The sequence below is a fragment of the Leisingera sp. ABM4_101 genome (assembly GCF_056158725.1).
Window position 1 is genome coordinate 174,993 of sequence record NZ_JBSWTV010000002.1, and the last position, 17,083, is coordinate 192,075.

A 17,083-nucleotide genomic window follows, 5' to 3' on the forward strand; every position below is an offset into this window, starting at 1 on the left:
CCCACCAGGCGCGGGAGCTTCCGCCTGATCCGGCTTCAGATAGCGCCTTTGAACAGGGCCGTCAGGCGCGTGCCCTCTTCCGCTGCCCCGTATGGCGCGTTTACCACGAACATGCCGCTGCCAATCATCCGGTGGCCTTCACGCACCGGTGGAAAGGAGACCTCGTGCCGCAGGACACCGGGCAGGCCCTGCGCTTCCAGCGCCTTGAGCATCTGCTTGTGGCTGCCGTCCTTAAGGATCGGGTACCACAGGGCGATGACGCCAACGTTCCATTTCTTGTGCAACTGGCCGATGATGCCGGGGATGCGGGCATAGTCGGATTTGATTTCGTAGCTGGGGTCAATCAGCAGCAGCCCGCGGCGCGGGGCGGGCGGAGCCAGGGACATCGCAAGTTCGAACCCGTCCTGCTGGTGCACCTTGGCCTTCCAGGGCTTCAGCGCAGCGCGCAGGGCAGCGTTTTCCTGCGGATGCAGCTCGGCGAAATGCAGCGTGTCGCCCGGCCGCAGCAGCGAGGCCGCGATCAGCGGCGAGCCGGGATAGGCAGCATCGCCATATGCTGTGCGGGTCTCCGACAGGGCGCGGTGCAGCGGATGGTCTGCCGCCAGGCCGTGCTCTGCCAGCACCTTGGTGATGCCCTGTGCCGCTTCGCCGGTCTTCACCGCTTCGGGCGCGTCCAGATGATAAAGGCCGCGGCCCGCGTGGGTCTCGATATAACTCAGCGGTTTGTCCTTGCGGGTGAGATAGGCCAGCATCCAGGCCAGCAGCGCGTGCTTTTGGACGTCGGCCAGATTCCCGGCGTGGTAGATGTGCTGATAGGAGAGCATGCGCCTCCTCTAGCGGCTAATTCCTGAAGGCGGAAGGGGCAGCGTACGCCGGATAAACGGAATCTCAACCCGGCTAAGGCAGACTGCACCCAACGAGATACCGCAGAATGCAGGTCCCATGCCCCTCAGAATGAGCACCATAGCCCTCTTCCTGGCGTTTCTGGCATTGCTGCTGGTCGCCGCGGCCTCAGTCAGCGCGCAGGGCTATTCCCTGGTTGGCAATCAGTTCTTTCTGCACCGTGCCTCTGCGCCGCAGCCGGGGGCGGCGCCCTCTGCGGCCCCGGCGCCGCAAGCAGTTGCCAGCCTGCTGCCTGACATTCTGCCAGGGGCAGATACCGGGCGCGGCGCCGTTTCTCTCAATCCCGGCGCGGCCAGCCTGTTCCGCGGCCGCAGCGGCGGCGGATTATTCGCCCCCGTTCTGAGCGCCCCGCCCAGCGTAAAACGGCTGCTGGACCTGATCGCCAGCGCCGAGGCCGGCAAAGCGCAGTATGATGCGGTGCAATACGGCGCCACCCGCAAACCACCGAAGAAGCCGACGCAGATGACCATTGCCGAAATCAATGCCTGGATTGATGCCACGCCGGGCCAGCCCCATGCCATCGGGCGCTATCAGATGATCCCGGCAACGCTGCGGCGGCTAGTCAAGCACCAGGGCGTCAAACCGCAGGCCCGCTTCACGCCGGAGCTGCAGGACCAGCTGGCGCATCAGCTGGTCGAAGAAGCCGGCTACAGCGCCTTCCTGGCGTCAGAGATGCCGCGCAAGACCTTCATGCTGAACCTGGCCAAGATCTGGGCCGGCCTGCCCATCTCTACCGGCAAATCCTATTACGAGGGCTATGCCGGCAATAGCGCCAGCCTGACCTGGGCGCATTTCAAGGCGGAGATGCAGCGCATTTTCCCAAGCTGACGGCGGGGTTGCCCGCAGGCGGCGGCCCCGGGCGGCGCCTGCCTGCGGAAACAGGCTGGAACAGCCCGTGAACCTGGCCTCCCAACGCCCCTGCGGACTGGGCGGAAAGGCGCTGTTTCACCATAATACGCCCTTTCGCGGCCCTTCCGTGCCGCTTATAAGGTTTGGGAAGGCGGCTCCTGCGGGAGTCGCCCAAGGAATATTGGCAGCACTTACAGGATCCCTTCTATATGGCGCTTTTCGGAAACTTGGGCGGTCTGTTCTCCTCGGACATGGCTATCGACCTCGGCACTGCCAACACGCTGGTCTACGTCAAGGGCCGCGGCGTGATCCTGTCCGAGCCGTCTGTGGTGGCCTACCACGTTAAGGACGGCGTCAAAAAAGTGCTGGCCGTGGGTGAGGACGCCAAGCTGATGCTGGGCCGCACGCCTGGCTCGATCGAGGCGATCCGGCCAATGCGCGAAGGTGTGATTGCCGACTTCGACACCGCCGAGGAGATGATCAAGCACTTCATCCGCAAGGTTCACAAGCGCTCGACCTTCTCCAAGCCCAAGATCATTGTCTGCGTGCCGCACGGCGCCACCCCGGTTGAAAAACGCGCGATCCGCCAGTCGGTGCTGTCTGCCGGCGCCCGCCGCGCAGGTCTGATTGCCGAGCCGATTGCCGCTGCAATCGGAGCGGGTATGCCAATCACCGATCCGACCGGCAATATGGTTGTCGACATCGGCGGCGGCACCACCGAGGTGGCGGTGCTGTCACTGGGCGACATTGTGTACGCGCGCTCGGTCCGCGTCGGCGGCGACCGCATGGACGAGGCAATCATCAGCTACTTGCGCCGCCAGCAAAACCTCCTGGTTGGGGAATCCACCGCAGAGCGCATCAAGACCTCCATCGGCACCGCCCGGATGCCTGATGACGGCCGCGGCCAGTCGATGCAAATCCGCGGCCGCGACCTGCTGAACGGTGTCCCGAAAGAGATCGAGATTTCCCAGGCCCAGGTGGCCGAGGCACTGGCCGAACCGGTGCAGCAGATCTGCGAGGCGGTGATGACCGCGCTGGAAACCACCCCGCCGGATCTGGCCGCCGACATTGTCGACCGCGGTGTGATGCTGACCGGAGGCGGCGCGCTCTTGGGCGATCTGGACCTTGCCCTGCGCGAGCAGACCGGCCTGGCCGTATCGATCGCCGACGAAAGCCTCAACTGCGTGGCCCTGGGCACCGGCAAGGCGCTGGAATACGAAAAGCAGCTGGCCCACGCCATCGACTACGACAGCTAACAGCCCCTGCCCGCCGAAACGGCGCCAGCTGATGTCAGACTGGAGTGGCGGCTGGAAGGAGAGACGTGGCAAAGGACAAGTCACAGCGCGACGATTACGCAACCCCGCTGCGGCGTCTGCTGACAGCAGTGCTGTGCTTGTGCCTGGCCGCCGTCTTTATCGTCTGGCGGATCGATAGCCCGAGGGTGGAGCGCTTCCGTGCCCAGGTGGTGGACACGGTGGTGCCCAGCATGGACTGGGCGATGGTGCCGGTCACCGCAACCATCAACCTGATCCGTGATTTCCAAAGCTACCAGCGCCTGGCTGAGCAGAACCGCGAGCTGCGCAGCGAGTTGCGGCAGATGCGGGCATGGAAAGAGGCGGCGCTGCAGTTGGAGCAAGAAAACGCCCGGCTGCTGGATCTCAACAACGTGCGGCTGGACCCGCAGCTCACCTATATCACCGGGGTGGTGATGGCGGACAGCGGCTCGCCGTTCCGGCAATCGGTGCTGCTGAACGTCGGCACCCGCGACGGCGTTCACGACGGCTGGGCGGCAATGGACGGCATTGGCCTGGTGGGCCGGATTTCCGGCACCGGGCATGACACCGCCCGGGTGATCCTGCTGACCGATGCTGCCAGCGCGGTGCCCGCCACCATCCAGCCCTCCGGCCAGACGGCGCTGGTGACTGGCGATAACTCTGCTGCGCCGGTGCTGAGCTTTCTGGAAAACCCGGATCTGGTGCGCCCCGGCGACCGGGTGATTTCCTCTGGTGACGGTTCGGTGTTCCCGGCAGGCCTGCTGATCGGTCAGGTGGCCAAGGACCGTTCAGGCCGGATGCGGGTGCGGCTGTCCGCCGATTACAGCCGGCTGGAATTCCTGCGGGTGCTACGCCATCACGGCACCGAGGTGATCCAGGATCCTGGCGGGCTGGTGGGCGCTGCACCGGGCGCCCCGGTGCCGCAGCCGCGGCCCGAAGGGCTGGGCGCGCACGGCACCGAAGGTACGGCAGAGGCGGGCAATGGCTAATACCTCGCCTGCTCGGATCTGGACTATGCGCGCGGCCTTCCCCGCGCTGGCACTGCTGATCATTTTCTTCCACCTGCTGCCGCTGGACACAAAGCCGCGCTTCTGGGCGCCGCCGGATTTCCTGCTGCTGATGGCGATGGTGTGGTCGATGCGCCGCCCCGATTTTGTGCCTGCGCTGTCGATTGCCCTGGTCATGCTGCTGGCCGACCTTTTGTTCCACCGCCCGCCGGGCCTGCTGGCCTTGCTGACTGTGCTGGCCTGCGGGTTCCTGAAGTCACGCGCCGCGCCGCACCGCGAAAGCACCTTTGCCAGTGAATGGCTGGCCGTGGCGCTGATGCTGACCGGGATCGCCACGCTGAACCGGCTGGTGCTGGTGCTGTTCGGTGTCGAGCAGGCACCGCTAAGCCTGACGGTGATCCAAATTGTGATGACGATCCTTGCCTATCCGCTGGCGGTTTGGGTCAGCCAAACTATTCTGGGCGTGCGCAAACTGTCCCCTGCCGAGGCCGAAACCCTGGTGAGCCGCCGATGAAACGCAATTCCAAGGATCTGGATGCCTCCCATGGCAAAATGTCCCGGCGGGCGCTGTTCCTGGGCGGGCTGCAGCTGGCCTTTGCCGGCGGGCTGGCGGCGCGGATGCGCTATTTGCAGGTGGACCAAGCAGATGAATTCCGTCTGCTGGCAGAGGAAAACCGGATCAACATCCGCCTGCTGCCACCCGCGCGCGGCCAGATCTTTGACCGCAACGGGCTGATCATCGCGCAAAACTCGCCCTCCTACCGGATCACCGTGGTGCCGGAGGATGCAGGCGACGTTGAGGCAGTGATCGAGAAACTCTCCAGCCTGGTGCCGCTGGACCCGGAGGATCTGGAGCGTGCGCGCACCGAAATGCGCCGCTCACCGCCGTTTCTGCCGATCACCCTGGCGGACCGGATCGGCTGGGAGGATATCTCCAAAGTGGCGGTGAATGCCCCCGCCCTGCCCGGCGTCACTCCGGAGGTGGGCCTCACACGGGTCTATCCGCAACTGGGTGATTTTGCCCATGTTGTGGGCTATGTCGGTCCAGTCTCCGACTACGATCTAAGTAAGATGGAAGACCCGGAGCCGGTGCTGCTGATCCCGCGCTTTCAAATCGGCAAGGTGGGGTTCGAGGCCAAGCGCGAGGATGTGCTGCGCGGCAAGGCCGGCGCCAAGCGGGTCGAGGTCAACGCCACCGGACGGGTGATGCGCGAGTTGGACCGGCGCGAGGGGATCTCGGGCGCAGACATGCAGCTGACTGTTGATGCAGAATTGCAGAACTATGTGCAGGCCCGGCTGGGCCGGGAAAGCGCAGCCGCAGTGGTGATCGATTGCGAGGATGGCGATATCCGTGCCATCTGCTCCTCGCCCAGTTTCGACCCGAACCTGTTTGTGCGCGGCATCTCGGTGGCCGACTACCGGATGCTAACCGAGGACAACTACCGCCCGCTGTCCAACAAAACCGTTCAAGGCACTTATCCACCCGGCTCCACTTTCAAGATGATCACCGCGCTCGCTGCTCTGGAAGAGGGTGTCGTCGGACCAGAGGAAACCGTCTGGTGCCCTGGCCATCTGAAAGTTGCTGGCCGCCGCTTCCATTGCTGGAAGCGCGCGGGCCATGGGCATGTGGACCTGAACACCTCCCTGAAGCGGTCCTGCGATGTCTATTACTACGACGTGGCCATCAAAACCGGGATCGACAAAATCTCGGCCATGGCCAACAAGTTCGGCCTCGGAATCAAACATGACCTGCCCATGTCGGCTGTGGCTCAGGGCATCACCCCGACCAAGGATTGGAAGGCGCGCTCTTATGGCAAGGACTGGCTGATTGGCGACACTGCCAATGCCTCGATCGGGCAAGGCTACATGCTGGCCTCTCCGCTTCAGCTGGCGGTGATGTCGGCGCGGCTGGCCACCGGGCGCAGCGTGACACCCCGGCTGCTGAAATCCATCGACGGTGTGGAACTGCCCAGCGGCGCGGGTGAGCGGCTGGATATTAGTGAAAACAGCCTGCGAATGGTGCGCAAAGGCATGTATTCCGTCAGCAACGACCGCCGCGGCACTGCTTATCGCTCGCGCATCATCGGCGACGGTATGCGGATGGCGGGCAAGACCGGCACCAGCCAGGTCCGCAACATTACCGCCGCTGAGCGCGCCGCCGGGGTGATCCGCAATGAAGACCTGCCTTGGGAGCGCCGCGACCACGCGCTGTTTGTCAGCTTTGCCCCCTACGACAACCCGAAATACGCTGTGGCTGTGGTGGTCGAGCACGGCGGCGGCGGCTCCAAAGCGGCGGCGCCGATTGCCCGCGATGTGATGCTGCAGGCGCTGTATGACGGCACTCCGCCGCTGGAGGCCTATCCCAAGGCCGACCGCAGCCGCATCAAGGCGCAGCAGGAGCGGCTGGAGCGTGAACGGGTCAAGCGCCCCCTCGGCAGCCGGAGCAGCCGCGCATGAGCTATCTTGAGTATCACGCCAAGTCGACGCCCTCCGGCCTGCGCAAGATCCTGCACCTGAACTGGGGCCTGACGCTGCTGCTGATCACGGTCTCCAGTGTCGGCTTCCTGATGCTCTATTCGGTTGCGGGCGGATCATTCTCCCCTTGGGTAGAACCGCAAGTGAAACGTTTTGCCCTCGGCCTTGGCGTCATGTTCGTGGTGGCGATGATCCCGATCTGGTTCTGGCGCAACGTTTCGGTGCTGGCCTATCTGGGCTCCTTGGGCCTGCTGGTCGCGGTGGAGCTCTTTGGCACCGTCGGCATGGGCGCACAGCGCTGGATCGACATCGGTTTCATGCGTCTGCAGCCCTCGGAGGTCACCAAGATCGCCCTGGTGATGCTGCTGGCCGCCTATTACGACTGGCTGCCGGCAGAGAAAACCTCGCGCCCCTTATGGGTGCTGCTGCCAGTGGCGCTGATTCTGATCCCGACAGCGCTGGTGCTGAAACAGCCGGACCTTGGCACCTCAATCCTCTTGATGGCGGCCGGCGGCGGGGTAATGTTCCTGGCAGGCGTTCACTGGGCCTATTTCGCGGCGGTAATCGCCGCCGGCGTGGGGCTGGTCAGCGCTGTGTTCCAAAGCCGCGGCACTGAATGGCAGCTGCTGAAGGACTACCAGTTCCGCCGCATCGACACCTTCCTGGACCCTTCGCAGGACCCGTTGGGGGCCGGCTATCACATCACCCAATCCAAGATCGCACTGGGGTCAGGCGGCTGGTCGGGCCGGGGCTTTATGCAAGGCACCCAGTCGCGGCTGAACTTCCTGCCGGAGAAACATACCGACTTCATCTTCACCACGCTGGCGGAGGAGTTCGGCTTTATCGGCGGGATTACCCTTTTGTTCATCTACATGCTGATCATCCTGTTCTGCATCGCCTCGGCCATCGCCACCAAGGACCGCTTCTCCTCGCTGGTGATCCTCGGCATCGCCATCACCTTCTTCCTGTTCTTTGCCGTGAACATGTCGATGGTGATGGGGCTGGCGCCGGTGGTCGGGGTACCGCTGCCGATGGTGTCTTACGGCGGCTCGGCGATGCTGGTGCTGCTGGGGGCTTTCGGCATTGTCCAAAGCGCCCATATCCACCGCCCAAGGCAAGCTTCACGCTAAGAATTAAGACACAAGGGAGTTTCCATGACCGCCAATGTCCTGTTTGCAGGCCGCGCCGATAGCTGGCCCGTCTACGAGCCGCTTTTAAAAGCAGAGTTTGACCGGTTGGGCGTGGATGCTGATCTGCGCAATGAATTTGCCCCGGATGTGGTGGATTACATCGTCTACGCTCCCAGCGGGCCGGTTAGCGATTTCACCCCTTTCACCCGGCTTAAGGCGATCCTGAGCATGTGGGCCGGGGTAGAGAAAATCGTTCCCGTGGCCCCGGCTGATGTGCCGCTCACCCGGATGGTTGACAGCGGTCTGGAGCAGGGCATGACCGAATGGGTGGCCGGCCACACGCTGCGCTATCACCTGGGAATGGATGCGCATATTCAGGGGCAGAACGGGCGCTGGGAGCCCAAGGCTCCACCGCTGGCGAAGGACCGCTGCGTGACAGTGCTGGGCCTTGGCGCGCTTGGCAAGGCCTCGGCCCTGGCACTGGCCGCGCTTGGCTTCCAGGTTTCGGGCTGGAGCCGGACGCAGAAGGAGATCGAAGGTGTTGCCTGCCATTCTGGTACGGATGGGCTGAGGACCGCACTGGCGCAGGCGGAAATCGTTATCCTGCTGCTGCCCGATACGCCTGCCACCGAAAACACCTTGAATGCCGAGACCCTGGCGCTGCTGCCTAAGGGAGCCAGGGTTATCAACCCGGGCCGCGGGCCGCTGATTGATGACGATGCACTGCTGGCAGCGCTGGACAGCGGCCAGGTGGGCCATGCGACACTGGACGTGTTCCGCATTGAGCCGCTGCCGCCGGAACACCGCTATTGGGCGCATCCCAATGTCACGGTGACCCCGCATATCGCCTCGGAAACCCGGGAAAGCACCGCGGCTGAGGCGGTTGCCGAAAACATCCGCCGCTTTGAGTCAGGCGAGCCGCTGCTGCATCTGGTCGACCGCAGCCTGGGATATTAGGGGCTTCGCCCCTCGCACCTGCGGTGCTCACCCCAGAGTATTTGCAACCAGAAAGAAGCGCAAATCTTGCTGCTTCTTTCTGGTCTTAAATACTCAATTCCACGGCTGCGCCCAACGGAACACCCGCTATTCCGCGGCCAGCCCGCGGCCCTTCAGCAGCGCGTCCACGCCCGGCAGCCGTCCTCGGAACGCGGTGTAAAGATCAGCAGGATCAGCGGAGCCGCCGGTGGAAAGAATATGTTGTTCCAGCGCCTGGGCGCGCTCTGCATCAAAGGCGCCGCCTGCCTCCTCAAATGCGGCAAAAGCATCGGCGTCCATCACCTCTGACCACATGTAGCTGTAGTAGCCGGAGGAATAGCCGTCACCGGAGAAAACATGTGCGAAATGCGGGGTGGCGTGGCGCATGATGATCGCCCGCGGCATGCCGAGTGCTGCGAGCACCTCATTTTGCTTGGCCATTGGGTCGGCGGGTGCAGGAGCATCATGGAAGGCTAGGTCGACCAAGGCGGAGGCGACATATTCCACCGTCTGGAACCCCATGTCGAAATTGGCCGCTCCCAGCACCTTCTCCAGCATCTCCCGCGGCATCGGTTCACCGGTTTCGGCGTGGGTGGCAAACTCCTGGAGCACCTCCGGCACTTCCAGCCAGTGCTCATACAATTGGCTGGGCAGCTCCACGAAATCACGCGCAACCGAAGTGCCCGAGATGCTTTCATAGGTCACATTCGACAGCATCTGGTGCAACGCGTGGCCGAACTCATGAAACAGTGTGCGGGCGTCGTCCCAGGACAACAGCGCCGGGTCACCCTTGGCAAAGTTGCAGACATTGATCACAACCGGCGCCTGAACCGCCGGGTACTTCGCTTGCTGCCGCATTGCTGAGCACCAAGCGCCGGAGCGTTTGGAGCCGCGGGCGAAATAGTCGCCGATGAAAACAGCGACATGTTCGCCATTGCGGGTCACTTCCCAAGCGCGGCAGTCGGGGTGGTACAGAGGCACGTCCAGCGGTGCGAACTCCAGCCCGAACAAACGGTTTGCGCAGGCAAAGGAGGCTTCGATCATACGGTCGAGCTGCAGGTAGGGCTTCAGCGCCGCCTCATCCAGGTCATGCTCTGCCTTACGGCGTTTCTCGGCGTAATAGCGCCAGTCCCAAGGTTCCAGGTCGCCGTTGATTCCATCGTCCTGCATCATTGCAGTCAGCACCTGCGCGTCCTGATCGGCACGGGACTTGGCCGCGCCCCAAACCTCCACCAGCAGACTGCGCACCGCTTCCGGCGTCTTGGCCATTTCGGTTTCCAGCTTGTAGGCGGCGAAATTTCCGTAACCCAGAAGCTGCGCGTGCTCCTCCCGCAGTTTCAGGATTTCAGCGGCAATAGCGCGATTGTCGGTCTCCCCGCCGTTGGCACCGCGGGCGGCCCAAGCGTTGAAGGCCTTCTCGCGCAGATCGCGGCGCGGAGAGAATTGCAGGAACGGTGTGATCAGCGAACGCGACAGGGTGACCACCGGGCCGGCGGCCCCCTTCTCCTCACCAGCTGCGCGGGCCGCCTTGACCACAAAATCCGGCAATCCTTCGAGATCTCCTTCGGACAGTTCCATGAACCAGCTGCGCTCATCCGCCAGCAGGTTCTGGGTGAATTGGGTGCCCAGGGTGGCCAGCCGCCCCTTGATCGCTTGCATCCGTTTGTCGTCTTTACCACCCAGAGCCGCACCGCCGCGGACAAAGCCGCGGTGGGTCAGCATCAAAACCCGCTGCTGCTCGTCCGTCAGCTCCAGCTCTTCGCGCTGATCCCACACTGCCTTGATGCGTGCATAGAGCGCCTTGTTGGCTGTAATGGCAGAGAAATGCGCGGCCAGCTTGGGCGAAAATTCGCGCTGCAGCTCTTCCCGCCTGGGGTTGCTGTCAGCGCCTGCAACCGCAAAGAACACACCCAGCACCTGCTCCAATTCGCGGCAAGGGGTTTCCAGCGCTTCGATTACATTGGTGAAACCTGGCGGTTCTGCGTTTTTTGCAATGGCATCAATTTGTGCGGAATGCGCCTGCAAGGCCTGATCCAGCGCAGGAGCAAAATCCTCATCAGAGATATTGTTAAAGGGGGCAATTTCAAACGGCGTGCCCCAGTGGGACAAAAGGGGGTTGGACATGTGCGGGTCTCCTTTGACGGCGACGCTAACGGGAAAGGAGGGAGGCCGCAATTGGGGTTGAAAGCCATGGACATACCTGTCCAGAATTTGCGGAACGTCAGGAGGATTCGATGGCCAGAAGCAATATCTACAAGGGCATTCAAACCACAGCAGTACACGCCGGCGAAGCACCGGATCCGGCGACCGGTGCCTCCGCCCCGCCGCTGCATATGTCGTCAACCTTTGTGACGCAGAATGTCGCCGGGTTCTCTGCGCATGACATGGGCGAGGATACCTCTTATCTCTATGCCCGCTGGGCCAATCCGAATGTCTCGGCGCTGGAAGCCAAGATCGCCGCGCTGCAAGGCACCGAGGATTGCCTGTGCACCGCATCCGGCATGGCTGCGGCAACAGCCATCTTTCTGACCTTTCTGTCAGCGGGCGATCATCTGATCGTCTCAGACGTGTCGTACGCTGGGGTGGCAGAGCTGGCGCGGGACACGCTGCCGCGGATGGGCATCGAAGTCTCCGCAGTGAACCTGTCCGACCTTGAGGCGGTAGCAAATGCCATGCGCCCCAATACCCGGCTGATCCATTCGGAAAGCCCGGTGAACCCGATCCTGCGGCTGACCGATCTAAAGGCTGTGGCAGAGATTGCCCATGCAGGCGGCGCGCTGCTGAGCTGTGATGCAACTTTTGCCTCACCCTTGGGGATGAATACAAATGCGCTGGGGGTCGATCTGGTGATGCATTCGATCACCAAATACATTGGCGGCCATGGTGATGCAGTGGGCGGTGCGGTCGCCGGCTCTGCTGAACTGATCGGCCGGATGCGGCTGGAGGCGGCGATCCATCATGGCGGCATCCTATCGCCATTCAATGCCTGGCTGATCTCCCGCGGCATGGGCACTCTGCCCCTGCGGATGAAGGCGCATGAGGCCGGCGCCCAGGCAGTGGCAGAATGGCTGGAGACGCATCCGCGGGTTACCCGGGTAATCTATCCCGGCCTTGCCTCGCATCCGCAACGGGATCTGGTGCAAGCGCAAATGTCCAGCACCTCCGGCATGATTGCGTTTCAGGTGGGTGATGCGGCAGCCGGGCGGGCGGTAGCGCAAAAGATGATCGATCAGCTGCAAGTCATTCACTATGCGGTGTCGCTGGGCCACCACCGCTCGCTGGTGTTCTGGATGGAGACTACGGGGCTGATGGAGACCTCCTTCCGCCTCACCCCGGTGCAGGAGGCGGACTACCGTGCCTTTGCCGGTGACGGGATCTTCCGCCTGTCCGCCGGGCTGGAAGATGCCGAAGATCTGATAGCCGATCTGGACCGGGTGCTTTAGCGCGAAGGGGCAGGTCAGCCGCCTGCCCCATCCCCCGCCGTCAGCCCGGCTGGAATGATGCGGATCGGGATATCAGAAATGTTTGCTGCCCGGGCAATGCGCCATTCATAGCGGCCCATTTTGCCATCGGTGTCGATCAGCACCACCACCGGCTCCTTGCCCGTGACCTCTGCTGCGAACAGTGCCTGCTGGATGCTGTCCAGGCTGCTGCGCTTGTCGAGGCCGAATTCGATCACGCGGTTCTTATTCTCGCAATCGGTGCGGATGGACGCCGCGCCGCCGGGGTAGGCAAAGTCATGCATCTGTTCCGGCTGGCCGCCGAACAGGGCACCGCAAAGCAGTGCGATGTAATAGGCTTCGTTCACGGGATCTTGTCAGATGTGCCCGGTGCTTCCGCAGGCCGGACAACCTTTGCGCCGGGACAGGCGGATCTTGCGGGTTTCCCCGAAAAGCCCGTCATAGATCAGCATTTCACCGCGCAGGACAGTCCCGGCGCCGGTGATCTGCTTGACCGCCTCTACCGCCATCATCGACCCGACCACACCGGGCAGCGGGCCGATCACCCCGGCCTCGGAACAGCTGGGCGCGAGGCCGGCCGCGGGCGCCTCCGGGAAGATACACTGGTAGCAGGGGCCGTCTTCGGCAGGATGAAACACACTCAGCTGGCCTTCCCATTGCGACAGCGCGCCAGAGATCAGCGGCTTGCCCAGCGCCACCGCGGTGCGGTTGGCCATATAGCGGGTTTCGAAATTGTCAGTGCCGTCAAGGATCAGGTCATACTCTGCAAACAGTTCTGCCGCAGTCTTCGCAGTCAGGCGGCGGTTGTAGGGGCGCACGTCAACATGGGGGTTCTGCGCCTGCATCGCGGCCTGGGCCGAGAATACCTTGGGCTTGCCGATGTCTTCGTCCCGATGGATCACCTGGCGCTGCAGGTTGGCGTTGTCGACCACATCATCGTCGATCACCCCGATGGTGCCCACGCCGGCCGCGGCCAGGTATTGCAGCGCAGGCGCGCCCAGCCCGCCGGCACCGATCACCAGCACCTTGGCCTTTTTCAGCTTCTTTTGCCCGGGTCCGCCCAGTTCCCGCAGGACGATATGGCGGGCATAACGGTCAAGCTCGCTTTCGGTGAAGGTGCTGGCAGGCTGGTTCATCTCTGCTTCCTGAGGCTGGGCGCGGGTTTTCAGGGCGGCCACGATACGCGCATAAAACCCTGCCACAAGGGCAAAGCCGCCCAGCATCAGCCAGGGCGCCGCAGAGCCGCCCGTGCCTTCGCGCAGCGGGTGCCCGTCAGGCAAGGTCAGCTGTACTGCCAGCACGGCGATGAACAGCACCGCCAGCAGTGTGATACGCAGATTCCGCGGCAGCCCGAGGAAGCGCCCGCCCCACCAAATCAGTGCGGCCAGGATGAGAATGCGCAGCATCAGCCGCGCCCGGTGGAGCCGAAGCCGCCGCTACCGCGGCTGGTCTCCGACAGGGCATCGGACAGCTCGAACCGGGCCTGCAGAACCGGCGCCACCACCATCTGGGCGATGCGTTCGCCGTGGTGGACCTCAAAAGGCTCCTGCCCCGCATTCAGCAGGATCACCCCCAGCGGGCCTCGGTAGTCGCTGTCGATGGTTCCAGGCGTGTTAGGCAGGGTGATCCCATGTTTCAGCGCCAGGCCGGAGCGCGGCCGGACTTGCACCTCATAGCCTGCCGGGATCTCGATCCGCAGGCCGGTGGGCACCAGCGCCCGCTCGCCCGGCTGCAGCACCAGGCAGCCGCGGTCCGGCAGATTGGCGCGCACATCGGCACCGGCGGCACCAGCAGTTTCATAAGACGGCAGCGGCACGTCCCGGTCTGCCCCCTCATCGTGGATCACACGGATAGTCACCATCCCCGCTCCCCTTCATCTTTCCAAAAATACTCAAGTTCACCCGGCCAGCGCAGCCGCGATCCGCTCTGCCAGCTTGCGGGCGACCTCATCCTTGCCCATGCGCGGCCATTCCTCAGCCCTGTCATCCGAGATAAGAATCACCGCGTTTTCGCTGCCGCCCATGATGCCGGTCGCGGGGGAGACGTCATTTGCCACGATCCAATCGCACCCCTTGCGCTTGCGTTTGGCGGTGGCGTTTTCCACCACGTCATTGGTCTCCGCCGCGAAGCCGACCACCAGCCTGGGGCGGCCCTCCTTCATCTGCGAGACAGTCTTCAGGATGTCGGGGTTTTCCGCGAATTCCAGCACCGGCAAACCGTCCTTGGATTTCTTCAGTTTGCGGTCAGAAGCACTGCTCACACGCCAGTCCGCCACCGCAGCGGCAAAGACACCAGCGTCGGCGGGCAGTGCCTGCTGCACCGCCGACGCCATCTCGCAGGCGCTTTCCACGGCCACCACCTGCACGCCCTCGGGGGGGCGGACCGTTGCCGGGCCCGTGATGAACACCACTTCCGCTCCCAGATTGCGCAGAGCACGGGCCACCGCCGCCCCCTGCGCCCCGGAGGAGCGGTTGGCGATGTAGCGGACCGGGTCGATCGGCTCATGCGTTGGACCAGACGTCACCAGAATGCGCTTGTCCTTCAAGGGGCCATCCGAAAGCTTGGAACTGATGGCAGCAAGGATTTCCTCCGGCTCCGCCATCCGGCCTGGTCCGAACTCACCGCAGGCCATGCTGCCCTCGTTGGGGCCCACGAAAGAGACTCCGTCTGCTTTCAGGGTTTCAAGATTGCGCCGGGTTGCCGGATGCTCCCACATGCGGACATTCATCGCGGGCGCCGCCAGCACTGGCGTGTCAGTCGCCAGCAGCAGGGTTGAGGCGAGGTCGTTTGCAAACCCTTGCGCCATTTTTGCCATCAAGTCCGCCGTGGCAGGTGCCACCACCAGCAGATCGGCGCTGCGCGACAGCTGGATATGCCCCATCTCAGACTCTGCCGTCAGGTCGAACAGCTCCTGATGCACGGATGTCCCGGCCAGTGCCGAGACCGACAAGGGTGTCACAAACTCAGCCCCCGCCTTGGTCAGCACCGGTGTCACCCGGACGCCCTGATCCTGCAGGCGGCGGATCAGCTCCAGCGACTTATAGGCCGCAATGCCGCCGCCGATAATCAATAGAATATGTTTGCCAGCCAGCATCTGCGCATCCTCGCCCGGTTTCCCGCGACCTTACTGCGGCGCGGCAAAAGTGTGAAGCAGTCAGCCGTCCTTGCGGAACGCCAGACAGGGATCCGGGCGATCCACCGCGGGAGCGTCAAGAACAATGTCGAAACTGCCGCTGATTTGCCCCTCCTCCGACTGTCCCAGGCTGCGGATGACAACGCCGGGGCGGGCCTTGGCAAGATAGACAGCCAGGCCACGGTCGGTCCGGGCATGACCATTGCCGGTGATCACCGCAACCGGCCCGCCGGTTTCCGCCAGCGCCTGATCCGCCGCTGCGGCCAGGCTGGCGTCGCGCAAGCGCTGAAAACCAACCAGGACCGGGAGCATTTCCTCTGGCATCGCGTTGCAATGTTTGGCTTGCTGATCCGCTTCCCGCGCGGCCTGCTCTGCCTCCGGCAAAGGCTGATCCAGCCCGAAACGCACAGCCGAATCCGGTCCGAAATAGGCAGCGACACCTCCTTTCAGCGCCCGGGACACCTCTGCCCGCGGTATCAAAGCACCGTACTGGCGTGCTCCTTTGGCTGCATCAAAGACTGGTGCATACAGTGAGAACGCCGGCCAGCTTGAGCTTACCCAATCCAAATGCAGCGCGGTTTGCTCTGCACTGGCAAGAATGCTGCTATCGAGCCCCGCCGCTTGTTCCGGCGTGATCATTTCCCAAACCACCGCCTTAGGCCGCAACTCTGACAGCAGCTCCGCCTGCCGATGGTGATGGGCAGCGTTATCATGCACTTCGCCGAGAATCACGACATCTGCCACACGCAGCACATCTGCCGCCTGGGACGGCCCGCCGGCGTCAGCGCCGGACAAGCCGAACGCCGCCAGAACGGCGGCGCCTGCCAAATTTTTCAAAACCCGAACATGCTTTCTCATGAAAGCAATCTGTGCACCTCGCGCGACTGGCTTTCAAGGCACTTGCGCATCTTCTGGAAGGCCCCGGCCTCCAACTGACGCACACGCTCCTTGGACAAGCCCAGCTCAGTGCCCAAGCTTTCGAGGGTGCGCGGCCTTTCGCGCAGCTTGCGTTCGGTTATGATGAAGCGTTCTCGGTCATTCAGCGACTGCAGAGCTGTCACCAGCCACTTGCGCAGCTGCCGGCGGTCATGCCGTTCCTGCACCAGGGCTTCTGCCTGCTCGGCGTCGTCCTCCAGCGCGTCGATCCATTCGCGCCCCTCTTCGTCCGCGGATTGCACTGCGTTGAGCGAGAAGTCTGCGCCGGACAGGCGTCCCTCCATCATCTCCACATCGCGCAGCGGCACGCCGATTTCAGTGGCGATCCGCTGGTGCAGCTGATGCTGATCCAGTCGCTGGCCATGCGCCCGCGCCTCGCGCTCCAATTGCGCCTGAACCCGGCGCATGTTGAAAAACAAGGATTTTTGCGACGATGTGGACCCTGTCCGCACCATCGACCAGTTGCGCATGACATAGTCCTGAATGGAGGCTTTGATCCACCAGACCGCATAGGTCGAAAACCGCACGCCGCGGTCCGGATCGAACTTGTCTGCCGCCTTCATCAGGCCCAGCCCGGCCTCTTGAATCAGGTCGTTCATCGGCGCCCCGTACCGTTTGAACTTGGCGGCCATGGAAATAGCCAGGCGCATATACGCGTTGATGAGGCGATGTAGCGATTTTACATCCCGCTCATCCCGCCAAGCATAGGCCAGGCGCAACTCTGTTTCAGCGTCAAGCAGTTCTGCCCGCATTGCCTGTTTCGGCAATGGGTTTTCGAGTGTTTGATCAAGTGCCATTGTGATTTCCCCCCGGAAACTAATTAACAAACTGCCGCCTGGGGAAGGCGCATGGAACAAGGGTGAGCCCGGGTCTTCTATGGATCGCAGAAACAGCGCACTGGATACAACTCTTGGCACATCCACGGGCCAAAAATGGAAAA

At 63.2% G+C, this 17,083-nt stretch carries 16 protein-coding genes; 8 read left to right on the forward strand and 8 right to left on the reverse strand.

The annotated features are described in order from the left end of the window. Window positions 1–35 precede the first annotated feature (35 nt). The gene (locus tag ACXAEK_RS01895; RefSeq protein ID WP_475039534.1) at window positions 36–824 is read right to left on the reverse strand and encodes a 23S rRNA (adenine(2030)-N(6))-methyltransferase RlmJ; all 789 of its coding nucleotides are present in this window, start codon (window positions 822–824) and stop codon (window positions 36–38) included. Between the two features lie 130 nt (window positions 825–954). Here ACXAEK_RS01895 and ACXAEK_RS01900 point away from each other — a divergent pair, with 130 nt between their 5' ends. The 7 genes from ACXAEK_RS01900 (at window position 955) to ACXAEK_RS01930 (ending at window position 8,595) form a co-directional block, all read left to right on the forward strand. Continuing rightward, window positions 955–1,731, forward strand: a complete 777-nt coding sequence (locus tag ACXAEK_RS01900; RefSeq protein ID WP_475039536.1) for a lysozyme family protein — start codon at window positions 955–957, stop codon at window positions 1,729–1,731. A gap of 230 nt (window positions 1,732–1,961) precedes the next feature. Further along, window positions 1,962–3,008 (forward strand): rod shape-determining protein, encoded by a 1,047-nt coding sequence (locus tag ACXAEK_RS01905; protein ID WP_008554722.1) that lies wholly within the window; start codon window positions 1,962–1,964, stop codon window positions 3,006–3,008. Between the two features lie 65 nt (window positions 3,009–3,073). Then, entirely contained in the window at window positions 3,074–4,015 is a 942-nt protein-coding gene (mreC, locus tag ACXAEK_RS01910; RefSeq protein WP_475039538.1) for a rod shape-determining protein MreC, read from the forward strand. Beyond that, window positions 4,008–4,547 carry a rod shape-determining protein MreD gene (locus tag ACXAEK_RS01915; protein ID WP_475039540.1) on the forward strand — a complete coding sequence of 180 codons (540 nt, stop codon included), beginning with the start codon at window positions 4,008–4,010 and terminating at the stop codon, window positions 4,545–4,547. Before mreC ends, ACXAEK_RS01915 begins: the two co-directional genes overlap by 8 nt. Further along, window positions 4,544–6,490, forward strand: coding sequence for a penicillin-binding protein 2 (gene mrdA / locus ACXAEK_RS01920; protein ID WP_475039541.1), 1,947 nt, complete (start codon window positions 4,544–4,546; stop codon window positions 6,488–6,490). The genes ACXAEK_RS01915 and mrdA overlap by 4 nt, the downstream gene beginning before the upstream one ends. After that, window positions 6,487–7,638 (forward strand): rod shape-determining protein RodA, encoded by a 1,152-nt coding sequence (rodA, locus tag ACXAEK_RS01925; RefSeq protein WP_475039543.1) that lies wholly within the window; start codon window positions 6,487–6,489, stop codon window positions 7,636–7,638. The genes mrdA and rodA overlap by 4 nt, the downstream gene beginning before the upstream one ends. A 24-nt stretch (window positions 7,639–7,662) precedes the next feature. Then, window positions 7,663–8,595, forward strand: coding sequence for a 2-hydroxyacid dehydrogenase (locus tag ACXAEK_RS01930; protein ID WP_475039545.1), 933 nt, complete (start codon window positions 7,663–7,665; stop codon window positions 8,593–8,595). A 126-nt stretch (window positions 8,596–8,721) separates the two neighbouring features. Here ACXAEK_RS01930 and ACXAEK_RS01935 read toward each other — a convergent pair whose 3' ends face one another. Further along, window positions 8,722–10,737, reverse strand: coding sequence for a M3 family metallopeptidase (locus tag ACXAEK_RS01935; protein WP_475039546.1), 2,016 nt, complete (start codon window positions 10,735–10,737; stop codon window positions 8,722–8,724). 110 nt (window positions 10,738–10,847) lie between these two features. Here ACXAEK_RS01935 and ACXAEK_RS01940 point away from each other — a divergent pair, with 110 nt between their 5' ends. Continuing rightward, window positions 10,848–12,056, forward strand: coding sequence for a trans-sulfuration enzyme family protein (locus ACXAEK_RS01940; RefSeq protein ID WP_475039547.1), 1,209 nt, complete (start codon window positions 10,848–10,850; stop codon window positions 12,054–12,056). A gap of 14 nt (window positions 12,057–12,070) precedes the next feature. On the opposite strand, the gene ACXAEK_RS01945 is transcribed toward ACXAEK_RS01940, so the two are convergent. From ACXAEK_RS01945 to ACXAEK_RS01970, 6 genes are read right to left on the reverse strand one after another with little or no spacing between them, the layout of a single operon-like run. After that, a complete protein-coding gene (locus ACXAEK_RS01945; RefSeq protein WP_475039549.1) occupies window positions 12,071–12,421 on the reverse strand; it encodes a hypothetical protein in 351 nt (116 codons plus the stop codon). Window positions 12,422–12,430: 9 nt separating this feature from the next. Next, window positions 12,431–13,480, reverse strand: coding sequence for a HesA/MoeB/ThiF family protein (locus ACXAEK_RS01950; RefSeq protein ID WP_475039550.1), 1,050 nt, complete (start codon window positions 13,478–13,480; stop codon window positions 12,431–12,433). Continuing rightward, window positions 13,480–13,935, reverse strand: coding sequence for a dUTP diphosphatase (gene dut / locus ACXAEK_RS01955; protein WP_475039551.1), 456 nt, complete (start codon window positions 13,933–13,935; stop codon window positions 13,480–13,482). Before dut ends, ACXAEK_RS01950 begins: the two co-directional genes overlap by 1 nt. A gap of 36 nt (window positions 13,936–13,971) precedes the next feature. Beyond that, entirely contained in the window at window positions 13,972–15,168 is a 1,197-nt protein-coding gene (coaBC, locus tag ACXAEK_RS01960; protein WP_475039552.1) for a bifunctional phosphopantothenoylcysteine decarboxylase/phosphopantothenate--cysteine ligase CoaBC, read from the reverse strand. 60 nt (window positions 15,169–15,228) lie between these two features. Further along, window positions 15,229–16,065, reverse strand: coding sequence for a ChaN family lipoprotein (locus ACXAEK_RS01965; protein ID WP_475039554.1), 837 nt, complete (start codon window positions 16,063–16,065; stop codon window positions 15,229–15,231). Then, window positions 16,062–16,940, reverse strand: coding sequence for an RNA polymerase factor sigma-32 (locus ACXAEK_RS01970; protein ID WP_475039555.1), 879 nt, complete (start codon window positions 16,938–16,940; stop codon window positions 16,062–16,064). Before ACXAEK_RS01970 ends, ACXAEK_RS01965 begins: the two co-directional genes overlap by 4 nt. Window positions 16,941–17,083 lie beyond the last annotated feature (143 nt).

Bases quoted from the DNA above. Each gene is read 5' to 3' on its own strand.
- ACXAEK_RS01895 (WP_475039534.1), bottom strand. From the start codon at position 824: ATGCTCTCCTATCAGCACATCTACCACGCCGGGAATCTGGCCGACGTC.
- ACXAEK_RS01900 (WP_475039536.1), top strand. From the start codon at position 955: ATGAGCACCATAGCCCTCTTCCTGGCGTTTCTGGCATTGCTGCTGGTC.
- ACXAEK_RS01905 (WP_008554722.1), top strand. From the start codon at position 1,962: ATGGCGCTTTTCGGAAACTTGGGCGGTCTGTTCTCCTCGGACATGGCT.
- ACXAEK_RS01915 (WP_475039540.1), top strand. From the start codon at position 4,008: ATGGCTAATACCTCGCCTGCTCGGATCTGGACTATGCGCGCGGCCTTC.
- mrdA (WP_475039541.1), top strand. From the start codon at position 4,544: ATGAAACGCAATTCCAAGGATCTGGATGCCTCCCATGGCAAAATGTCC.
- rodA (WP_475039543.1), top strand. From the start codon at position 6,487: ATGAGCTATCTTGAGTATCACGCCAAGTCGACGCCCTCCGGCCTGCGC.
- ACXAEK_RS01930 (WP_475039545.1), top strand. From the start codon at position 7,663: ATGACCGCCAATGTCCTGTTTGCAGGCCGCGCCGATAGCTGGCCCGTC.
- ACXAEK_RS01935 (WP_475039546.1), bottom strand. From the start codon at position 10,737: ATGTCCAACCCCCTTTTGTCCCACTGGGGCACGCCGTTTGAAATTGCC.
- ACXAEK_RS01940 (WP_475039547.1), top strand. From the start codon at position 10,848: ATGGCCAGAAGCAATATCTACAAGGGCATTCAAACCACAGCAGTACAC.
- ACXAEK_RS01950 (WP_475039550.1), bottom strand. From the start codon at position 13,480: ATGCTGCGCATTCTCATCCTGGCCGCACTGATTTGGTGGGGCGGGCGC.
- dut (WP_475039551.1), bottom strand. From the start codon at position 13,935: ATGGTGACTATCCGTGTGATCCACGATGAGGGGGCAGACCGGGACGTG.
- coaBC (WP_475039552.1), bottom strand. From the start codon at position 15,168: ATGCTGGCTGGCAAACATATTCTATTGATTATCGGCGGCGGCATTGCG.
- ACXAEK_RS01965 (WP_475039554.1), bottom strand. From the start codon at position 16,065: ATGAGAAAGCATGTTCGGGTTTTGAAAAATTTGGCAGGCGCCGCCGTT.
- ACXAEK_RS01970 (WP_475039555.1), bottom strand. From the start codon at position 16,940: ATGGCACTTGATCAAACACTCGAAAACCCATTGCCGAAACAGGCAATG.